At 44.0% G+C, this 13,290-nt stretch carries 15 protein-coding genes; 7 read left to right on the top strand and 8 right to left on the bottom strand.

Annotation, left to right across the window (positions count from 1 at the left end; translation table 11 throughout):
- Nucleotides 1–4 precede the first annotated feature (4 nt).
- Nucleotides 5–385 carry a Rid family detoxifying hydrolase gene (locus AAFX28_RS03680; RefSeq protein WP_408685734.1) on the top strand — a complete coding sequence of 127 codons (381 nt, stop codon included), beginning with the start codon at nt 5–7 and terminating at the stop codon, nt 383–385.
- 74 nt (nt 386–459) lie between these two features.
- Here the strand turns inward: AAFX28_RS03680 and AAFX28_RS03675 are convergent, their stop codons facing one another.
- Genes AAFX28_RS03675 through AAFX28_RS03655 form a run of 5 tightly spaced genes read right to left on the bottom strand, consistent with a single transcriptional unit; the run spans nt 460 to nt 6,299 of the window.
- Nucleotides 460–2,601, bottom strand: coding sequence for a TonB-dependent receptor (locus AAFX28_RS03675; RefSeq protein WP_408685732.1), 2,142 nt, complete (start codon nt 2,599–2,601; stop codon nt 460–462).
- Nucleotides 2,602–2,654: 53 nt separating this feature from the next.
- Nucleotides 2,655–3,419, bottom strand: coding sequence for a Fe(3+) dicitrate ABC transporter ATP-binding protein FecE (gene fecE, locus AAFX28_RS03670; protein ID WP_408685730.1), 765 nt, complete (start codon nt 3,417–3,419; stop codon nt 2,655–2,657).
- Complete coding sequence (locus AAFX28_RS03665; RefSeq protein ID WP_408685728.1) at nt 3,419–4,390, bottom strand: FecCD family ABC transporter permease; 972 nt, start codon at nt 4,388–4,390, stop codon at nt 3,419–3,421. Before AAFX28_RS03665 ends, fecE begins: the two co-directional genes overlap by 1 nt.
- On the bottom strand, nt 4,387–5,403 hold the full coding sequence (locus AAFX28_RS03660) for a FecCD family ABC transporter permease (RefSeq protein ID WP_408685727.1): 1,017 nt from the start codon (nt 5,401–5,403) through the stop codon (nt 4,387–4,389). Before AAFX28_RS03660 ends, AAFX28_RS03665 begins: the two co-directional genes overlap by 4 nt.
- Nucleotides 5,400–6,299 carry a Fe(3+) dicitrate ABC transporter substrate-binding protein gene (locus tag AAFX28_RS03655; RefSeq protein ID WP_408685725.1) on the bottom strand — a complete coding sequence of 300 codons (900 nt, stop codon included), beginning with the start codon at nt 6,297–6,299 and terminating at the stop codon, nt 5,400–5,402. The genes AAFX28_RS03660 and AAFX28_RS03655 overlap by 4 nt, the downstream gene beginning before the upstream one ends.
- Nucleotides 6,300–6,648: 349 nt before the next feature.
- Between AAFX28_RS03655 and AAFX28_RS03650 the strand changes: the two genes are divergently transcribed.
- The gene (locus tag AAFX28_RS03650) at nt 6,649–7,263 is read left to right on the top strand and encodes a TetR/AcrR family transcriptional regulator (RefSeq protein ID WP_408685723.1); all 615 of its coding nucleotides are present in this window, start codon (nt 6,649–6,651) and stop codon (nt 7,261–7,263) included.
- A 2-nt stretch (nt 7,264–7,265) separates the two neighbouring features.
- Here AAFX28_RS03650 and AAFX28_RS03645 read toward each other — a convergent pair whose 3' ends face one another.
- The gene (locus AAFX28_RS03645) at nt 7,266–7,859 is read right to left on the bottom strand and encodes a TetR/AcrR family transcriptional regulator (RefSeq protein WP_408685721.1); all 594 of its coding nucleotides are present in this window, start codon (nt 7,857–7,859) and stop codon (nt 7,266–7,268) included.
- Between the two features lie 103 nt (nt 7,860–7,962).
- Between AAFX28_RS03645 and AAFX28_RS03640 the strand changes: the two genes are divergently transcribed.
- From AAFX28_RS03640 to AAFX28_RS03625, 4 genes are all read left to right on the top strand, one after another.
- Entirely contained in the window at nt 7,963–8,850 is an 888-nt protein-coding gene (locus tag AAFX28_RS03640; protein ID WP_408685719.1) for a DMT family transporter, read from the top strand.
- A 357-nt stretch (nt 8,851–9,207) separates the two neighbouring features.
- Nucleotides 9,208–9,498: a hypothetical protein gene (locus AAFX28_RS03635; RefSeq protein WP_408685717.1), complete on the top strand. Its 291-nt coding sequence runs from the start codon at nt 9,208–9,210 to the stop codon at nt 9,496–9,498.
- Nucleotides 9,499–9,509: 11 nt separating this feature from the next.
- A complete protein-coding gene (locus AAFX28_RS03630) occupies nt 9,510–9,833 on the top strand; it encodes a hypothetical protein (protein WP_408685715.1) in 324 nt (107 codons plus the stop codon).
- Nucleotides 9,834–10,025: 192 nt separating this feature from the next.
- The gene (locus tag AAFX28_RS03625) at nt 10,026–10,721 is read left to right on the top strand and encodes a flavin reductase family protein (protein WP_408685713.1); all 696 of its coding nucleotides are present in this window, start codon (nt 10,026–10,028) and stop codon (nt 10,719–10,721) included.
- Nucleotides 10,722–10,724: 3 nt separating this feature from the next.
- On the opposite strand, the gene AAFX28_RS03620 is transcribed toward AAFX28_RS03625, so the two are convergent.
- Nucleotides 10,725–10,976 (bottom strand): DUF6482 family protein, encoded by a 252-nt coding sequence (locus AAFX28_RS03620; protein WP_408685712.1) that lies wholly within the window; start codon nt 10,974–10,976, stop codon nt 10,725–10,727.
- Nucleotides 10,977–11,040: 64 nt separating this feature from the next.
- Between AAFX28_RS03620 and AAFX28_RS03615 the strand changes: the two genes are divergently transcribed.
- On the top strand, nt 11,041–11,193 hold the full coding sequence (locus AAFX28_RS03615) for a helix-turn-helix domain-containing protein (protein WP_408685710.1): 153 nt from the start codon (nt 11,041–11,043) through the stop codon (nt 11,191–11,193).
- A 20-nt stretch (nt 11,194–11,213) separates the two neighbouring features.
- Here the strand turns inward: AAFX28_RS03615 and AAFX28_RS03610 are convergent, their stop codons facing one another.
- Nucleotides 11,214–13,193 (bottom strand): U32 family peptidase, encoded by a 1,980-nt coding sequence (locus AAFX28_RS03610; RefSeq protein WP_408685708.1) that lies wholly within the window; start codon nt 13,191–13,193, stop codon nt 11,214–11,216.
- Nucleotides 13,194–13,290 lie beyond the last annotated feature (97 nt).

Below are 13,290 nucleotides of genomic sequence, written 5' to 3'. Positions count from 1 at the left end.
TTAAATGACTACTATCAATACAAACAAAGCGCCAGCAGCAATTGGTCCATACATTCAGGGCGTCACACTTGGCAATCTAGTGATCACTTCAGGTCAGCTTCCATTAGATCCTGAGAGTAAACAAATGCCCGAAGACGCCGCTGCTCAAACCACACGTTCGTTGCTCAATGCACTGGCCATTATCGAAGAAGCAGGGCTGAGTATTCATGACTTTGCTAAGACGACGGTTTTTGTCAAAGATCTCAATGAGTTTTCAGTCATCAATGAGTCGTATCAGGCTTTTTTTGAACAGCGAGGAGCAGCTTTTCCTGCTCGTTCCTGTGTGGAAGTTGCCCGTCTACCTATGGATGCGAAAGTGGAAATAGAAGTGCTAGCATCTAAATAAGCAGACCTAGGCGTCTCGCTACGAATAAATATGGCCACATAAAGTGGCCATATTGCTAACGTCAATTTGCTCGGTTAGAAGTCTAATTCGTAGCTTAGGCTGAAGGTACGGCCACGGCCAGAGAAGTAGTAAGAGCTATGGTTACGAATTTGGCTGAAGTAGTTTACGTATTGCTCATCCATCAGGTTTTCAATACCAAAGGCAATACGACCTTTGCTCGCCATATCATAATGGGTACTGAAATCGACTAAGCCATAACCATCAAAGTTTTGCTCTGCGCCCACATTGTTGTCTGCCTTATTGCGATCAAACAAGTGGTTGTATTGAACTCGGCTCATTAATGCTTCTGTAAAGTTGTGGTTTACTGCTAGCATTAGGCGGTCTGGCGTTAGATTCTTAAGGTCCATGTCAGAGTCTACGTCACCGTTACCTGTTGTATCGACTTCACCTTCAACGTGAGAGTACATTGCTTGTAGTTGTGTTGAGTTTAGAACTTGATAAGTAGAGCTTAGTTCGTAACCAAAAATGTCTGTACGTTGACGCTCGACATCATAAGTGCCCCCATCGTTTAGCGACAGGTTAGCGCCATCTTTTGCGATCGACATGTAAGTACTTGCGCTGACAAATAGCTTGTCACTACGGTAAGTCATACCTAGTTCATAGTTATCTGTTACTACAGGCTCAACAGCTGGCATATTGTTGAAATCGATTGGTGTACCGGTTTGACCAGGGTTGCTGTCTCCAATCCAGTTACCACGAAGTACTCGACCAATGTCAGGCAAACCAAAGCCTTGGTTAAAGCTCGCAAACGTGCTCAGCTCATCTGTTAGCGTGTATACAGCACCAAGGTTAAATACCGCTTTAGATGAGTCTTGTGTACCGCCAATGATCTCAGAATTGTGGCCATCAACGCCGTAACCATAAATCGTTTGGCCATCTTCTACTTTTACGCGGATGGTTTCGTAACGAACCCCTGAAGATAGACGTAAATTATCAGTCACAAGGAAGTCACCTTGGATAAATGGCGCGAGGCTGTAGTATTCCATCAGTGGAGTAACATTTAATCCAGATTGGTTTAGCGTTTGCTCTGTTTGGTCATGCAGTCCGTCTAGCCCAACAACCCAGGTGTCATCCATATCTAACAGGTCATAGGTTTCATAGCTCACTTTAAACCCCATCTTCTGTGATGAGATAACGCCCTGATCTTGTTCTTTGGTTTCTGTTGGGTACCAAGCTGCTTGACCAAACACCGCATCATAGTTTTGATAGAACAATTGGGACGTAAGAACACCGTTGCCTAATGCGTAGTGGTTGTAAGTTAGGTTTAATAGTTGAGCTTCGTTGCTTACGGCATCGCCTTCTGGTGTTCCTGGTTCGACAGTACCAGGAATGCCTGCGTCGAAGTCTCCTTTGACCGCTTTGTAATTACCGTTCGCTTCGATAGTGTAGGTATTTGCCATGAACTCAACGCGTTGCTCACCATCGGCGAAGTTAAGACCACCTTTGAAGAATACGTCTGTCGCCGTGCTGTCTTGGGTTTCGCCTTGAATATCGTTCATTCCGATTGGGTTGCCATTACCGTCGTAGTAAAGACCTTGTTGATCCCATGAACCACCTAGGAATAGATCATATTCGTCGTTAAACTCGCTAACGTTGTAGTATATTTTTCCGCCAGTACCATCATTGTGCAAGTTCGACGTCACACGAGTACCAACGGTTTGCTTCCAATTATCGCCTTGTTTAGCACCCTTGGTAATGTAGTTGATGATGCCGCCTGTTGCGCCCATTCCTTGCACTGCGCTCGCACCATTGACCACTTCAATTCGTTCAATCATTGATGGGTCGATGGTGTATCCGTAGCGGTTACCATTACGAAGTGGGTTAATTTGTGGAACGCCATCAATCATGATCAGTGCCTGGCGACCACGAAGGTTTTCACCTTGGTTCGACATTTTTTGGCGGCTCGGTGTCATGCTAGGAACTAAGTTGGCAATTGCACTGGTGAGATCATCAGCAATGATGGCTTGCTGTTCTAATTGCTCAGAATCAATCACAGTGACTGCGCCTGCAATTTTATCTGGAGTTTGAGAGTATCGGGTTGCGGTGACTACAACCGTTTCTAGTGTTGTTGCATCTTCTTGGGGCGCGGCAGTTGCGTTAGAAATAGATAGCGTCAAAAGGGACAACGCAAAAGGCAGGTGGAGCTTACTTTTCATTATATTTCCTTGAAAATTGGCCTAGACGGCCGGTAGTGGATTTGTGCGTTTAGTTATAGGTTTATGCACATTGGTTTGTTTGAAACGGGATCTGGCATCACCATCGCTTCGAGATCAAAAACATCACGAAGTAAGGACTCGGTGAACACTTCTTCAGGTGAGCCAGAGGTTTCGATCTTGCCAGATTTAAGTACCACCAAGTGATCGCAGTAACGACATGCTTGGTTTAAGTCATGCAGAACAACAATGATGGTTTTCCCTTTTGCATTGAGCTTTTGAATCAGCTTCATTAGCTCAACCTGATGGGATAAATCTAGATAAGTTGTGGGTTCATCAAGCATTACGATAGGTGTGTCTTGCGCTAGCACCATCGCAATCCAAACGCGCTGGCGCTGTCCGCCTGATAGGGCATCGACCTTCTTATCGACTAATGACTGAATCTGGGTCTCTTCAATTGCTTGGTCGACTTTTTGATGATCTTCTTGAGAGAGTTTTCCCCAATACGACAAATAAGGAGAACGCCCGTACTCAACTAAGCGGCGAACGGTAATATCCTCTGGGGTGGTGAGTACCTGAGGAAGCAAAGAGATATATTTAGCCAGCTCTTTGTCGGCATAACTTGTGATGGGCTTACCCAATACAGAAAGCTCACCACCAAAGCCCTTATTGATTCGACAAAGCGTTTTTAGCAGTGTCGACTTTCCGCTGCCGTTTGGACCAATTAGCGCAGTAATCTTTCCTTCAGGGATATCTAAATCTAAGTTTTGAATAATTGTGTCTTTTCCGTATGACACAGACAGTTGATGCGTTTTGATCATTATTTCCAACCTTGATAACGCTGAAGTAAGAAAATGAAGTACGGAGCGCCAATCAGTGATGTGAGCACACCTGCTGGCAGTTCCAGTGGGGGATCGATACCACGGGCTAGCGTATCTGCTGTAACAACAAGTAGTGCACCGATGACACCTGACATTGGCAGTAGCAGTTTGTGGTTGTGGCCAAATAGAAGTCTCGCTAAGTGGGGGGAAAGCAAGCCCACAAAGCTTATCGTTCCACATACAGCGACACTGACGCTGGCGAGTAACACCGACAAAATCAAGGCGAGAAAACGTGTACGTTGTGGCTGAGCACCTACCGTTGTTGCGGCTTCTTCGCCCAGCCCCATTAAATCGAGTCGCCATGCAAGGTACATTGCACAAGGAATAAAGCAGGCCAAGCTTATCCATATCAGCGGCATTTGAGACCAGTTGCGCCCCCATAAGCTGCCGGTTAACCAAACCATCGCTGTATTGATTTCAACCGGATTCACAATGAGCAGAAAATCGATACCACTGGAGATGAACGCACTAATGGCAATCCCGATCAATGCAAGTCGTGCTGGTGTTGGGTTGTATTTATACGCGATAGCGATGATTACGATCGCCGCGCCAATTCCGCCAGAAATAGCGACGCTTGCCAGCAAAGGGAGTGACGCATCTGGGATGTATACAAGCAAGAGCGTTGCTGCAAACCCTGTACCTGCGCTGATCCCCATAAGGTCGGGAGAAGCGAGTGGGTTGCGTAATACACCTTGAATAAGAGCGCCAGAGATCCCTAGACCGGCACCAACACCAATGGCGAGCAAGAAGCGAGGGAGACGGTACTGATTGACAATAAAGTCTAGTTCACCGCCTTGCCACAAGGTATGAATGACGGCTTTTGCTTCCAAAGGTGTGCCACCTATGAAGAGGCTCCCAATAGCACAGATAAGTAAGCTTGCGACTAACAAAGAGACTTTTATCTGATTCATGACATTTTGCTCCTAACTGCGAGCATGATGAAGAATGGAGAACCAATCAGAGCGGTAATCACGCCCACCGGTGTTTCCGCGGGGAAGGCGACCATTCTTGAAATGACGTCAGACCATAACAATAGACTTGCCCCTAAAATGGCTGAGACTGGAATCAAAATGAAATGATTGGTTCCTACTAGTTTGCGAGCAATGTGTGGAACCAGAAGGCCAACAAAAGCGATAGGTCCAGCAACTGCGACGCTTGATGTCGTCAAAAGTAGACTGGCGATGCAGGTGATAAGTCGGGTTCTAGAAATGTTAACCCCTAAACCAACCGCGATATCGTCTCCAAGCGCAAGCAAGTTAAGGCTACGAGCAAGGCTCAAAGTGATGAGAATACCAACTAGGCTGACAGGCCAGAACGTTGCCCAATCTTGCCAAGTGATGTTTGAAATTGAACCTGCAAGCCAGTTTAAAACGCTATAGGCCATATCATCTGCGAGAATGAGTGCGCTTCGAGTGACACCCACCAATAAAGCGTTTACTGCGATACCAGCGAGGACGAGTTTGATCGGGTGTGACTTCGCTGAGAAAAAACCTCCCAGTGACAACACTAAAATACCGCTGAGTGTTCCGCCGACCAGTGCACTGACTGACACGGGAATTTCAGGCAAGAAGAACAGGTTCATAGAGGTCAGAGCAATAAAGCATGACGCGCCAGCATTAATTCCCAATATACTTGGTGAAGCTAAAGGGTTGGCGGTTAGTCCCTGCATTAGCAAGCCCGCTATGGCAAGGTTCACACCGATTAGCATTGACGTCAGGACTCTTGGCGATCTCAGTGTCGCCAGTATTTGGTGTTCCATACTTGAGCTATCAAAGTGGAATAAAAAATTGACCAGATGAATGAAAGTGAGTTCAAAAGAGGAGTAGCCAATCATGGATGAAATGGCGCCGAAAGTGAGAATGACGGCGGCAGTAACGCACCCCAGCAGCACTTGCCACTGGGGAGTTGATGTGTGAGCAATCATGATTTATTTAGAATGGTCTCGAGGTTTTGGGCAATTTCTTCTGCTGCGTTCATACCACGGTTAAGGGACCAAACTTGTGGGGAAACCTTGATAATTTGTTGCTGCTTCTGAGAATTAAGCAGATTGAATAGAGGGTTCTTTTGCCAAGTATCCGCAATTGTTTCTTCGCTGTATGGACCAAGCAGTAGCCAATCAGGATTGACCTTCAATAGCTGTTCAAGGCTCACCTCAACATACGCTTTCTCTGTTTCTTGTGGCATTGGGCTTTGAATACCAAGACTCGTTAACACACTACCAGCGTAAGACTCTGGGCCGTGCATCCACATCCCTTTTTGAGTCACGACTGCAAACTGCATCGTTTGCTGGCTTGAAAACTTGGTCTTGTACTCGGCCATTAGCGCTTGGTGTTGGCTAATACGCTGTTTCATTTCTTGTTCTTTGTTTAGAACGATGCCAATTTTTAATGCTGCCTCTAGGTTCTCTTGGTAATTTTCCCCACGACTTTTCAAAATTAAGGTTGGTGCAATACGAGAAAGATCGTCGTAAGCAGGAGAATGGCGCTGAACATCGGCAATAATCAGATCAGGTTTAAGTTGAGCGATAATTTCTAAACTTGGTTGTGGACGCATACCTACTGACGTCCAAGGGTCGATCTGATCGCGGATGGTTTTTAGGATTCGATTTACGTCTTTATCATCAGCAACACCAACAGGTGATACACCGACAGACGCTAGAGCATCGACAAAGGAGTATTCGAGTGCAACAACTCGGGTCGGAGTTCCGCTAATCGTAAACGTGCCTTTTTCATCTTCAACCGAGCGTTGCTCTTGTGCTGAAACATTAAATGAGACAGCAACAGCCAAGAGGAAGGAAGATAATGTGTTGAGAAATTTCATTGCATAAATCCATTATTAAGCAAAAATATGAGCTTTTTATTAAGCAGAGGCTAGAGTGCGAAAGTGTTTCATCACTCAAACTGATTGAATAGACTTTGTATCTAAATGTTAATGGGTATTCTAGTTAAAATGAGAATTACTATCAATTGATATAATGTACATTTACCATAAAGGGGTAGTCATCTGGTAAAAGTGTTGCATTGAGTGGTGAGTTACTTAAGCAAAAATGCCGTTGGTACTTCTATTTATGACGCTCTACTACTTGAACCTTCATTCTTACAGTGAGGGGCTTGTCTTCGATAACATAATGTTTACACTGGAATAGCGTAAACATTTATAAGGAAATAGAATGACTCGCATTAGGCAGAAAAATCAGCAATTGATTATTGAAGTCGCCAGTGAACAATTTGCTCAACAAGGGTATGCTGCGACCAAGATGGTTGATATCGCCAATGCGGCGGATATTGCTAAAGCGAACGTTTTCTATTACTTCAGTTCCAAAGACAAGCTTTATTATGCCGTGCTGCAAACGGTGACCCAGCCTCTGCTTGAAGCTTCTCGCCCTATTGAAGAGTTAACCGACCCAGTCGAAGCACTCAGTCAATACATCCAAGCAAAATTACGTATTTCGCAAGAGCACCCTTATGCGTCGAAAGTATTCGCCAATGAAGTGATGTCTGGGGCAAAAGTTTTGCCGAAAGACATTGCCGATGAACTGTTTAAACAGTCGCAGATGATCATCGATAAATTTTCCACATGGTCACAGCAAGGGTTGATGAATGACGTCCCTGCTCATCACCTGATGTTCACCATTTGGGCGGCGACACAAACGTACGCAGACTTTGGTTGGCAGATTTGTAACGTGATGAAAAAAGAAAAGCTCGACGAAGAAGATTATCGTCAAGCTTCACAGTTCCTTACCCAACTTGTTATTAATGGCTGCGGCGTAAAGAGTAATGGTTGAGATTAGCGCGGATGGTTTATTGCGGCTAGCAATAGCCCCGTTGCTTTTATCGCATGCTCTCTTACTTGTATGTGATTGAGTTTTTTTATTCCTAATAACGCACTTGAACGAGGTGCAAGCAACATACCTACCCAAAGTTCTATATAGCTTTCGGGATTTTCTAGAGCTAATTTTTGCTTAAAGAACTCACTTAGGACTTGATCGGTTTCGTTTGAGCCGATGGTCATAAAGCTTTCGACAATCTCTGGCGACTGCGCTGCTTCAGCAATCAGCAACCTTTGTGTATTGAGATGCTCTTCTGAAAGGTGGAAAGTTAGAAAGTCATTGGCAAACTCAATCAGTGCCTGCTCGCTGTTTTCTTGAGTGAGATGCAGAGAAAAACGCTCGTCATAATCTTGACCTATTTGCTGCAAAGTTGCTTCGAAAAGTTCGATCTTTGAAGGAAAGTAACGGTAAAGAGTCTGCTTAGTTAGTTTGGCTTGCGCAGCAATCTTGTCCATATTCGCGCTGGTATAACCTTCTGTTAGAAAGGTTTGCTTTGCTGCGTCTAAAATAGCCTGCCTTTTTATTGCTCTGTTTTGTTCGATTTTGCTCATAGGGCCTCAAAAACAATTTTTCATACTAAGGAGTATGATCTTGTTGACACGTTACCACTTAAAAATCATACTCGCTAGTATGATTTTTAAGTGAGGAACGATCATGACAAGCAAAATAAGAACGCTATACGCAGCAAAGAACACCAAATTATTTGGCTTTTCAGTCGCTTTACTAGGTGCGTTACTAATGAGTATTGATCCAATTTTCATTCGTTATGCTGGAGTAAGCGGCTTCGACACTGCCTTTTTGTTTGGACTCTTTAGCGCTATCTCGATGCCGATATTGCTTAAATTCAACGATAAGAGAGGCATTCGCAAAGCGGTGCTAGAAAGTGGTTGGCCGTTATTGTTCGCCGGATTGTTGATGGTTGGTAGTGCATCTGGTCTCGTGTTCAGTATTAAAAACACATCTATTGCCAATACTTTTTTGATTTTAAGCGCAGCCCCTGCAGTCGCCGCGATATTTAGCTGGTTGCTGTTAAAAGAAGTCACCACAAAGTCTACAATGGTTGCGATAGGCGCAGTGATGGTCGGTATTGTGATTGTTGTATCCGGTTCGTATGGCTCTGGAAATTGGTTTGGCGATCTCCTTGCAGTGTTCTCGGTGACATGTCTTTCCTTAATGTTCACTTTGCTGCGCAAATATCCTGAAGTGAGTCGTATGGCAAGTGTAGGTCTAGGAGGGTTGTTACTTGCTCTTGTAATGTTTTTCTTCGCTGAGCCAAGTAGTTACAGCAGTCATACATGGTTGGTTATGGCAGCGATGGGGTTAATCACGGCGCCATTAGGACGAGTGATGTCGATGGTCGCGACGCGCTATTTAACGGCGGCGGAAGTGTCGATGACTTTGATGTTAGAAACTGTTTTGGCACCTTTATGGGCGTATTTGTTCTTCTCTGAAGTACCACCGATGATGAGTGTAATAGGTGGTAGTGTGATTCTAGTGACTATTGTCATCTATACATTAAAGACTGTGTCAGGAGACGAATAGTAACGACTCGTTTTTTATAGTGCGCTGTTTTGTTCCTAAAATAGCGTCTATACCATTCGCAAAATGTAATATTTCACTAAATTTTGGTCGGATTTAGAGGTTTATTTTGTGATGGTAATTAATTCAAAGTCTGACCTAGATCAAAGTAATAGAGTTCTCGGAAAAATGGTTTAAAACAGAATGATGTTTTTCAGGCTGTTTTTTACACTCTGTTACTAATTGAAATTATTAGACTTTTTTATTTCTGCTTTGTAATACCTCGAAAATACCGAACATAAACGCAATTTTAAATTACTTTTTCGAAAAAAGCTCTGCGGCTAGCTTGAATGAAACACGACAGAATAATTAGAAAAACCAATGAATATTAAAAATGTCCCTTACCTTTACGCTGCCCTTTGGTTCCTAGTCATTTCAGTTTATGGCGGAGCAAAGTACGCCAAAGCAGATACGCAACCATGCGTTGACGCTATCCATTCCCAGTATCAAACACAAATTGCTACAACGTTGGCAGAGTTTGAGGAAACGTCCCCAGATCACTACACCGTTGACCATCTGCTTGTTAAAGATGGTGAAGGTAAGTTCTACAGAAAAGATGGCATGACTTGTGTGATTGAAAACGGTCATGTTGAGTTGGGTAACATCAACTAGAAGGAATCGTTATGATTTTATCGAGTGAACTGAAGAAAGTCGGCAATATTGTCACGAGTTTGGTGGATATTGTCAAAAAACACGGTGTAGAACTGAACAGTGAATCGACCTACTACATTAGCCGACGATTTCGGGAGAAAGTCATCCCTTGTAGTCGTAACGTGTATTACTATTTAACCCTGACCAATGATGTCGGTGAGATCCTGATTACTAAGTTTGTCCATGCTGATAACTCAGTCGATGTTGGGTTTAAGGATATCTACGGCAATAAGCTGGCTAACGCGACGATCACTGATAAAGGTGAAATCAAAGAGTATCGCTTGGGTAACCTTTAAATCCAATTCTTCCCAAGCGCTACCAATGAATGCTTTCTCCATCTCAGTTACTTATTCTTGTCGCCTCTCTGCTTAAGTTTTAAGGCGTTCTAGCGGCTAAAAAGCGAGTGATATTATCTGATCGAACCTAGTCCATTCTCGTAATTAAGGTATTGATTTTTATTTGATAGCTTAGAGCAATGGAGAAGGGTGATGAGACATTTTTCATCAAGGATGATCACAGAGATGGAGCAGCGGACTCGGGTTCGCTTTATCAACAGTTTATCGGGCTTTAAGAGCGCTAATTTAGTCGGCACGATTGATAAAGAGGGCAATGAAAACCTGTCGATTGTGAGTTCAACCTTTCATTTAGGCGCTTCGCCTGCCTTGATGGGGATGATCATTCGCCCAGCAAAGGTCGAGCGTCATACCTTAGAGAATATCTTACAAACCAAGTCTTACACGTTAAACGCTGTCAGTAGCGACATAATATCTGCAGCGCATCAAACCTCGGCCCGCTACAGTCGAGAAATATCTGAGTTTGACCAAGTTGGATTAACGCCCTATTACAGCAAGAGTAGAGCGCCATTTGTGTTAGAAAGCCCGCTGAAAATAGAACTTTCTTTAGTTAGTCATCAAACACTGGAAGTGAATGGAACAGAGATGGTTGTTGGTCAAGTGGAACAGGTGATCATCAATGAAGGGGCTATTATGCCAGATGGATACATTGATATTGAGGCACTTGATATAGCCGCAATCACGGGGCTGGATAGCTACCATGTTACCCAAAGAGTGAGCCGATTGAGTTACGCTAAGCCGAATAGCCCTTTGCATCCTCTGACCCGTGAGGGGGAGGTAACGTCATGGGAAGCGTTTGGACTTGGTGACCTAATCACCAAATCCAAATAACGCTTAATACCAGTTCAAATCTATTTGCATGGTATTGCCCCCTATGTCGGTCGAGCCGCACATTTCGTCATAAGCACTGTGCTGGAGTAAAGACGCCGATTGATAAGGGAAATCTTGGCAATAGTCTCGGATTTGGTTGAGGCTATGAAAATGAATAGGTTGGTTATATTCATTGGCGATGGGCGTTTTGCTATCGCCATTGACCTGAAACGCTAAATAGATATCGCCTTCTAGTGATTCAATGAGCAATTCCATGTGTTTCTCCTTATTGATGTTATTGCCTCACTCTTTTACGCATCCTTTCTCTATATGATCAGAGTTGATTAATGATGAGCTTCCCAGGCGATGGAAAAACATAGCTGCTGTTAGCCATGAGCTCGGCTTTAACGACCAGTCACACCTTACACGGGCGTTTAAGTTGCAGTATGGTTTGACGCCAGGACAATTCATTAAGCAGTATAAGTCGACTTAGAACCTAGGGTTTGTAAGTGGTTACAAACCCTTCTGGTACTGCGCGTTGGTCGTCGGAGTGATCAACGTATGAAGTTCTGTCAGGTCTGCAGCGTTCGTTGCTAATAGGTGGTTAAATTGCTCTATTAGCTTCTTCTTACCTGCGTGCAAACGTGTTTCGGTGCTGATATCACGTAAGTCAATGAGCACATCGGTAAGCAGCCCAGGTAAATCTTTCAGGACATCTAGATTCATGACATTGTGCTCAGCATAAATGGAGTTGTGACTGCCTTTATGTTTTTGAACCACGTATGGGTTGTCTTTTAAGTTGATGATTGACGTACGTTTCTCACAACGTTTCAAACACCCTTTGTTCACTTTAATTTTTCGGCACCCTTCAGTTTGCTGGAACAGACACTGACGACTCGTTAATAGGGTATTAGGGTGATAGATACTGTAGAACAGTCGCATGTTATCGCCACGCTTAATATGGCGCATCTGCTTCATATTAAGCTCACTGGAAATAAACGCACCGGCGCAGTTGAACTCTTCTTGTAAGCAGGTGAGAGCATAAGAGTTCGTGATATTCATTTGTGGCCCAGCGACCCATGCTAAACCAAGTTCTTGGGCAATGATGCCAACCCCTGAATTGTTAGTAACTAATTGCGTAGGCTTGATGGCTTGTAAGAATCGTTTCGCTGCAATGAAGTCATCACCAATCAAGATGGCGGGGAACCATGGCATTAGCTTAGGGTGCTCCGTAAACAACTCAATTAGTGTGTCACATTCTGCGGCTAAGCCCATCGGCAGTTGGTAGTAGCACTTGGCGTTATCTGCCAAACTAATATCTTGTGGTGAAGAGATCAGTACAGATAACCTAGTTGCTTCAACTGGTGCTGGTGTTGGCAAAGGTTTTAGCTGTGGAACATCAATTGCGCCTTTCAGGCTCGCTCCATTATCATTCGACGACTCTAAGCGCATTGAGTGGGTCTTTTCGGTAACCGTTTCAATAATTGCAGTTTTATCGTCATAGAGCTTCTGCTTAACCTGCTGGACTTGCTCACTACTGGTACATTTATAGACCTTCGAAAAATGCGTTACTGCATGATCCCTAGGGTTATCGATATACATTGCTTTACCAAATTCACCCTTTAAGAATGCATTTGAAAAGTCGCGGTTAAAGACAGTGTACAGCTCTGTTGTGTCATTAGAGAGCTCAACGCCATCGCAAAAACGATCGATCTGTTTACGCCAATTATCGACAACGGTATAGACGTAATGAGACTTCTTGATTCGACCTTCTACTTTGAGTGAATAAACACCAGCATCGACCAGAGCTTCTAGATCTCCAAAAGCAGAGTTGTCTTTCATGTTCAGTGGGTAGCTGTTGCCTGTTTTGGTTGTTTCGTACTGTTCTCGACAAGGTTGGCTGCAACGGCCACGGTTGCCAGACGCCCCATTACGTGCTGAGCTAATGTAACAAATACCTGAAAATCCAATGCAGTAAGAACCGTGAACAAACACTTCCATCAACACATCATGCTTCTTACCAAAATGAGCAAGGTGTTTGATCTCATCAATGTTGAGCTCACGAGACAGGTTTACTCGACTTGCAGTGAGTTGATTGAGGAACAGGATTTGTCCTTCGTTGTGGGTGTTGAGCTGAGTAGAGGCATGAACATCGAGTGCTGGAAAGTGGTGTTTCAATATATATGCTAAGCCCAAGTCTTGGACGATGACACCATCTATTGCCGTTGTATTAAGCTGGCTTAATAGGCGAACTATGGCTGGGATTTCGCTTTCAAGAATCAGCACATTCAAAGTAAGAAAGATTTTGCAGTTATGCTGATGCGCCAGTGTTAACACGCCATTCAAGTTATCTAAGGTAAGGTTTGTCGCTCGGTTACGAGCATTGAATCTATCTAGGCCACAGTAGATAGCATCAGCACCAGCCGCAATGGCTGCTTTGATTGAATCTAAATCACCACCTGGAGCTAATAACTCAAATTGATCGCGCGTCACTGTTTGTCTCTGTATTCGGTTGCTTCAATAAGCACGTATCTTACGGGTTTCAAAAGTGTGATGTAGCACAAGTTAACGCTTTATTAATCTGTATCAA

This window comes from Vibrio sp. TBV020, assembly GCF_046056895.1.
Classification (GTDB): domain Bacteria; phylum Pseudomonadota; class Gammaproteobacteria; order Enterobacterales; family Vibrionaceae; genus Vibrio.
This window is presented reverse-complemented; position numbering and strand designations above follow the sequence as displayed.

Coding starts and splice junctions, on each gene's coding strand:
- AAFX28_RS03680 (WP_408685734.1), top strand. CDS start 5: ATGACTACTATCAATACAAACAAAGCGCCAGCAGCAATTGGTCCATAC.
- AAFX28_RS03675 (WP_408685732.1), bottom strand. CDS start 2,601: ATGAAAAGTAAGCTCCACCTGCCTTTTGCGTTGTCCCTTTTGACGCTA.
- fecE (WP_408685730.1), bottom strand. CDS start 3,419: ATGATCAAAACGCATCAACTGTCTGTGTCATACGGAAAAGACACAATT.
- AAFX28_RS03665 (WP_408685728.1), bottom strand. CDS start 4,390: ATGAATCAGATAAAAGTCTCTTTGTTAGTCGCAAGCTTACTTATCTGT.
- AAFX28_RS03660 (WP_408685727.1), bottom strand. CDS start 5,403: ATGATTGCTCACACATCAACTCCCCAGTGGCAAGTGCTGCTGGGGTGC.
- AAFX28_RS03655 (WP_408685725.1), bottom strand. CDS start 6,299: ATGAAATTTCTCAACACATTATCTTCCTTCCTCTTGGCTGTTGCTGTC.
- AAFX28_RS03650 (WP_408685723.1), top strand. CDS start 6,649: ATGACTCGCATTAGGCAGAAAAATCAGCAATTGATTATTGAAGTCGCC.
- AAFX28_RS03645 (WP_408685721.1), bottom strand. CDS start 7,859: ATGAGCAAAATCGAACAAAACAGAGCAATAAAAAGGCAGGCTATTTTA.
- AAFX28_RS03640 (WP_408685719.1), top strand. CDS start 7,963: ATGACAAGCAAAATAAGAACGCTATACGCAGCAAAGAACACCAAATTA.
- AAFX28_RS03635 (WP_408685717.1), top strand. CDS start 9,208: ATGAATATTAAAAATGTCCCTTACCTTTACGCTGCCCTTTGGTTCCTA.
- AAFX28_RS03630 (WP_408685715.1), top strand. CDS start 9,510: ATGATTTTATCGAGTGAACTGAAGAAAGTCGGCAATATTGTCACGAGT.
- AAFX28_RS03625 (WP_408685713.1), top strand. CDS start 10,026: ATGAGACATTTTTCATCAAGGATGATCACAGAGATGGAGCAGCGGACT.
- AAFX28_RS03620 (WP_408685712.1), bottom strand. CDS start 10,976: ATGGAATTGCTCATTGAATCACTAGAAGGCGATATCTATTTAGCGTTT.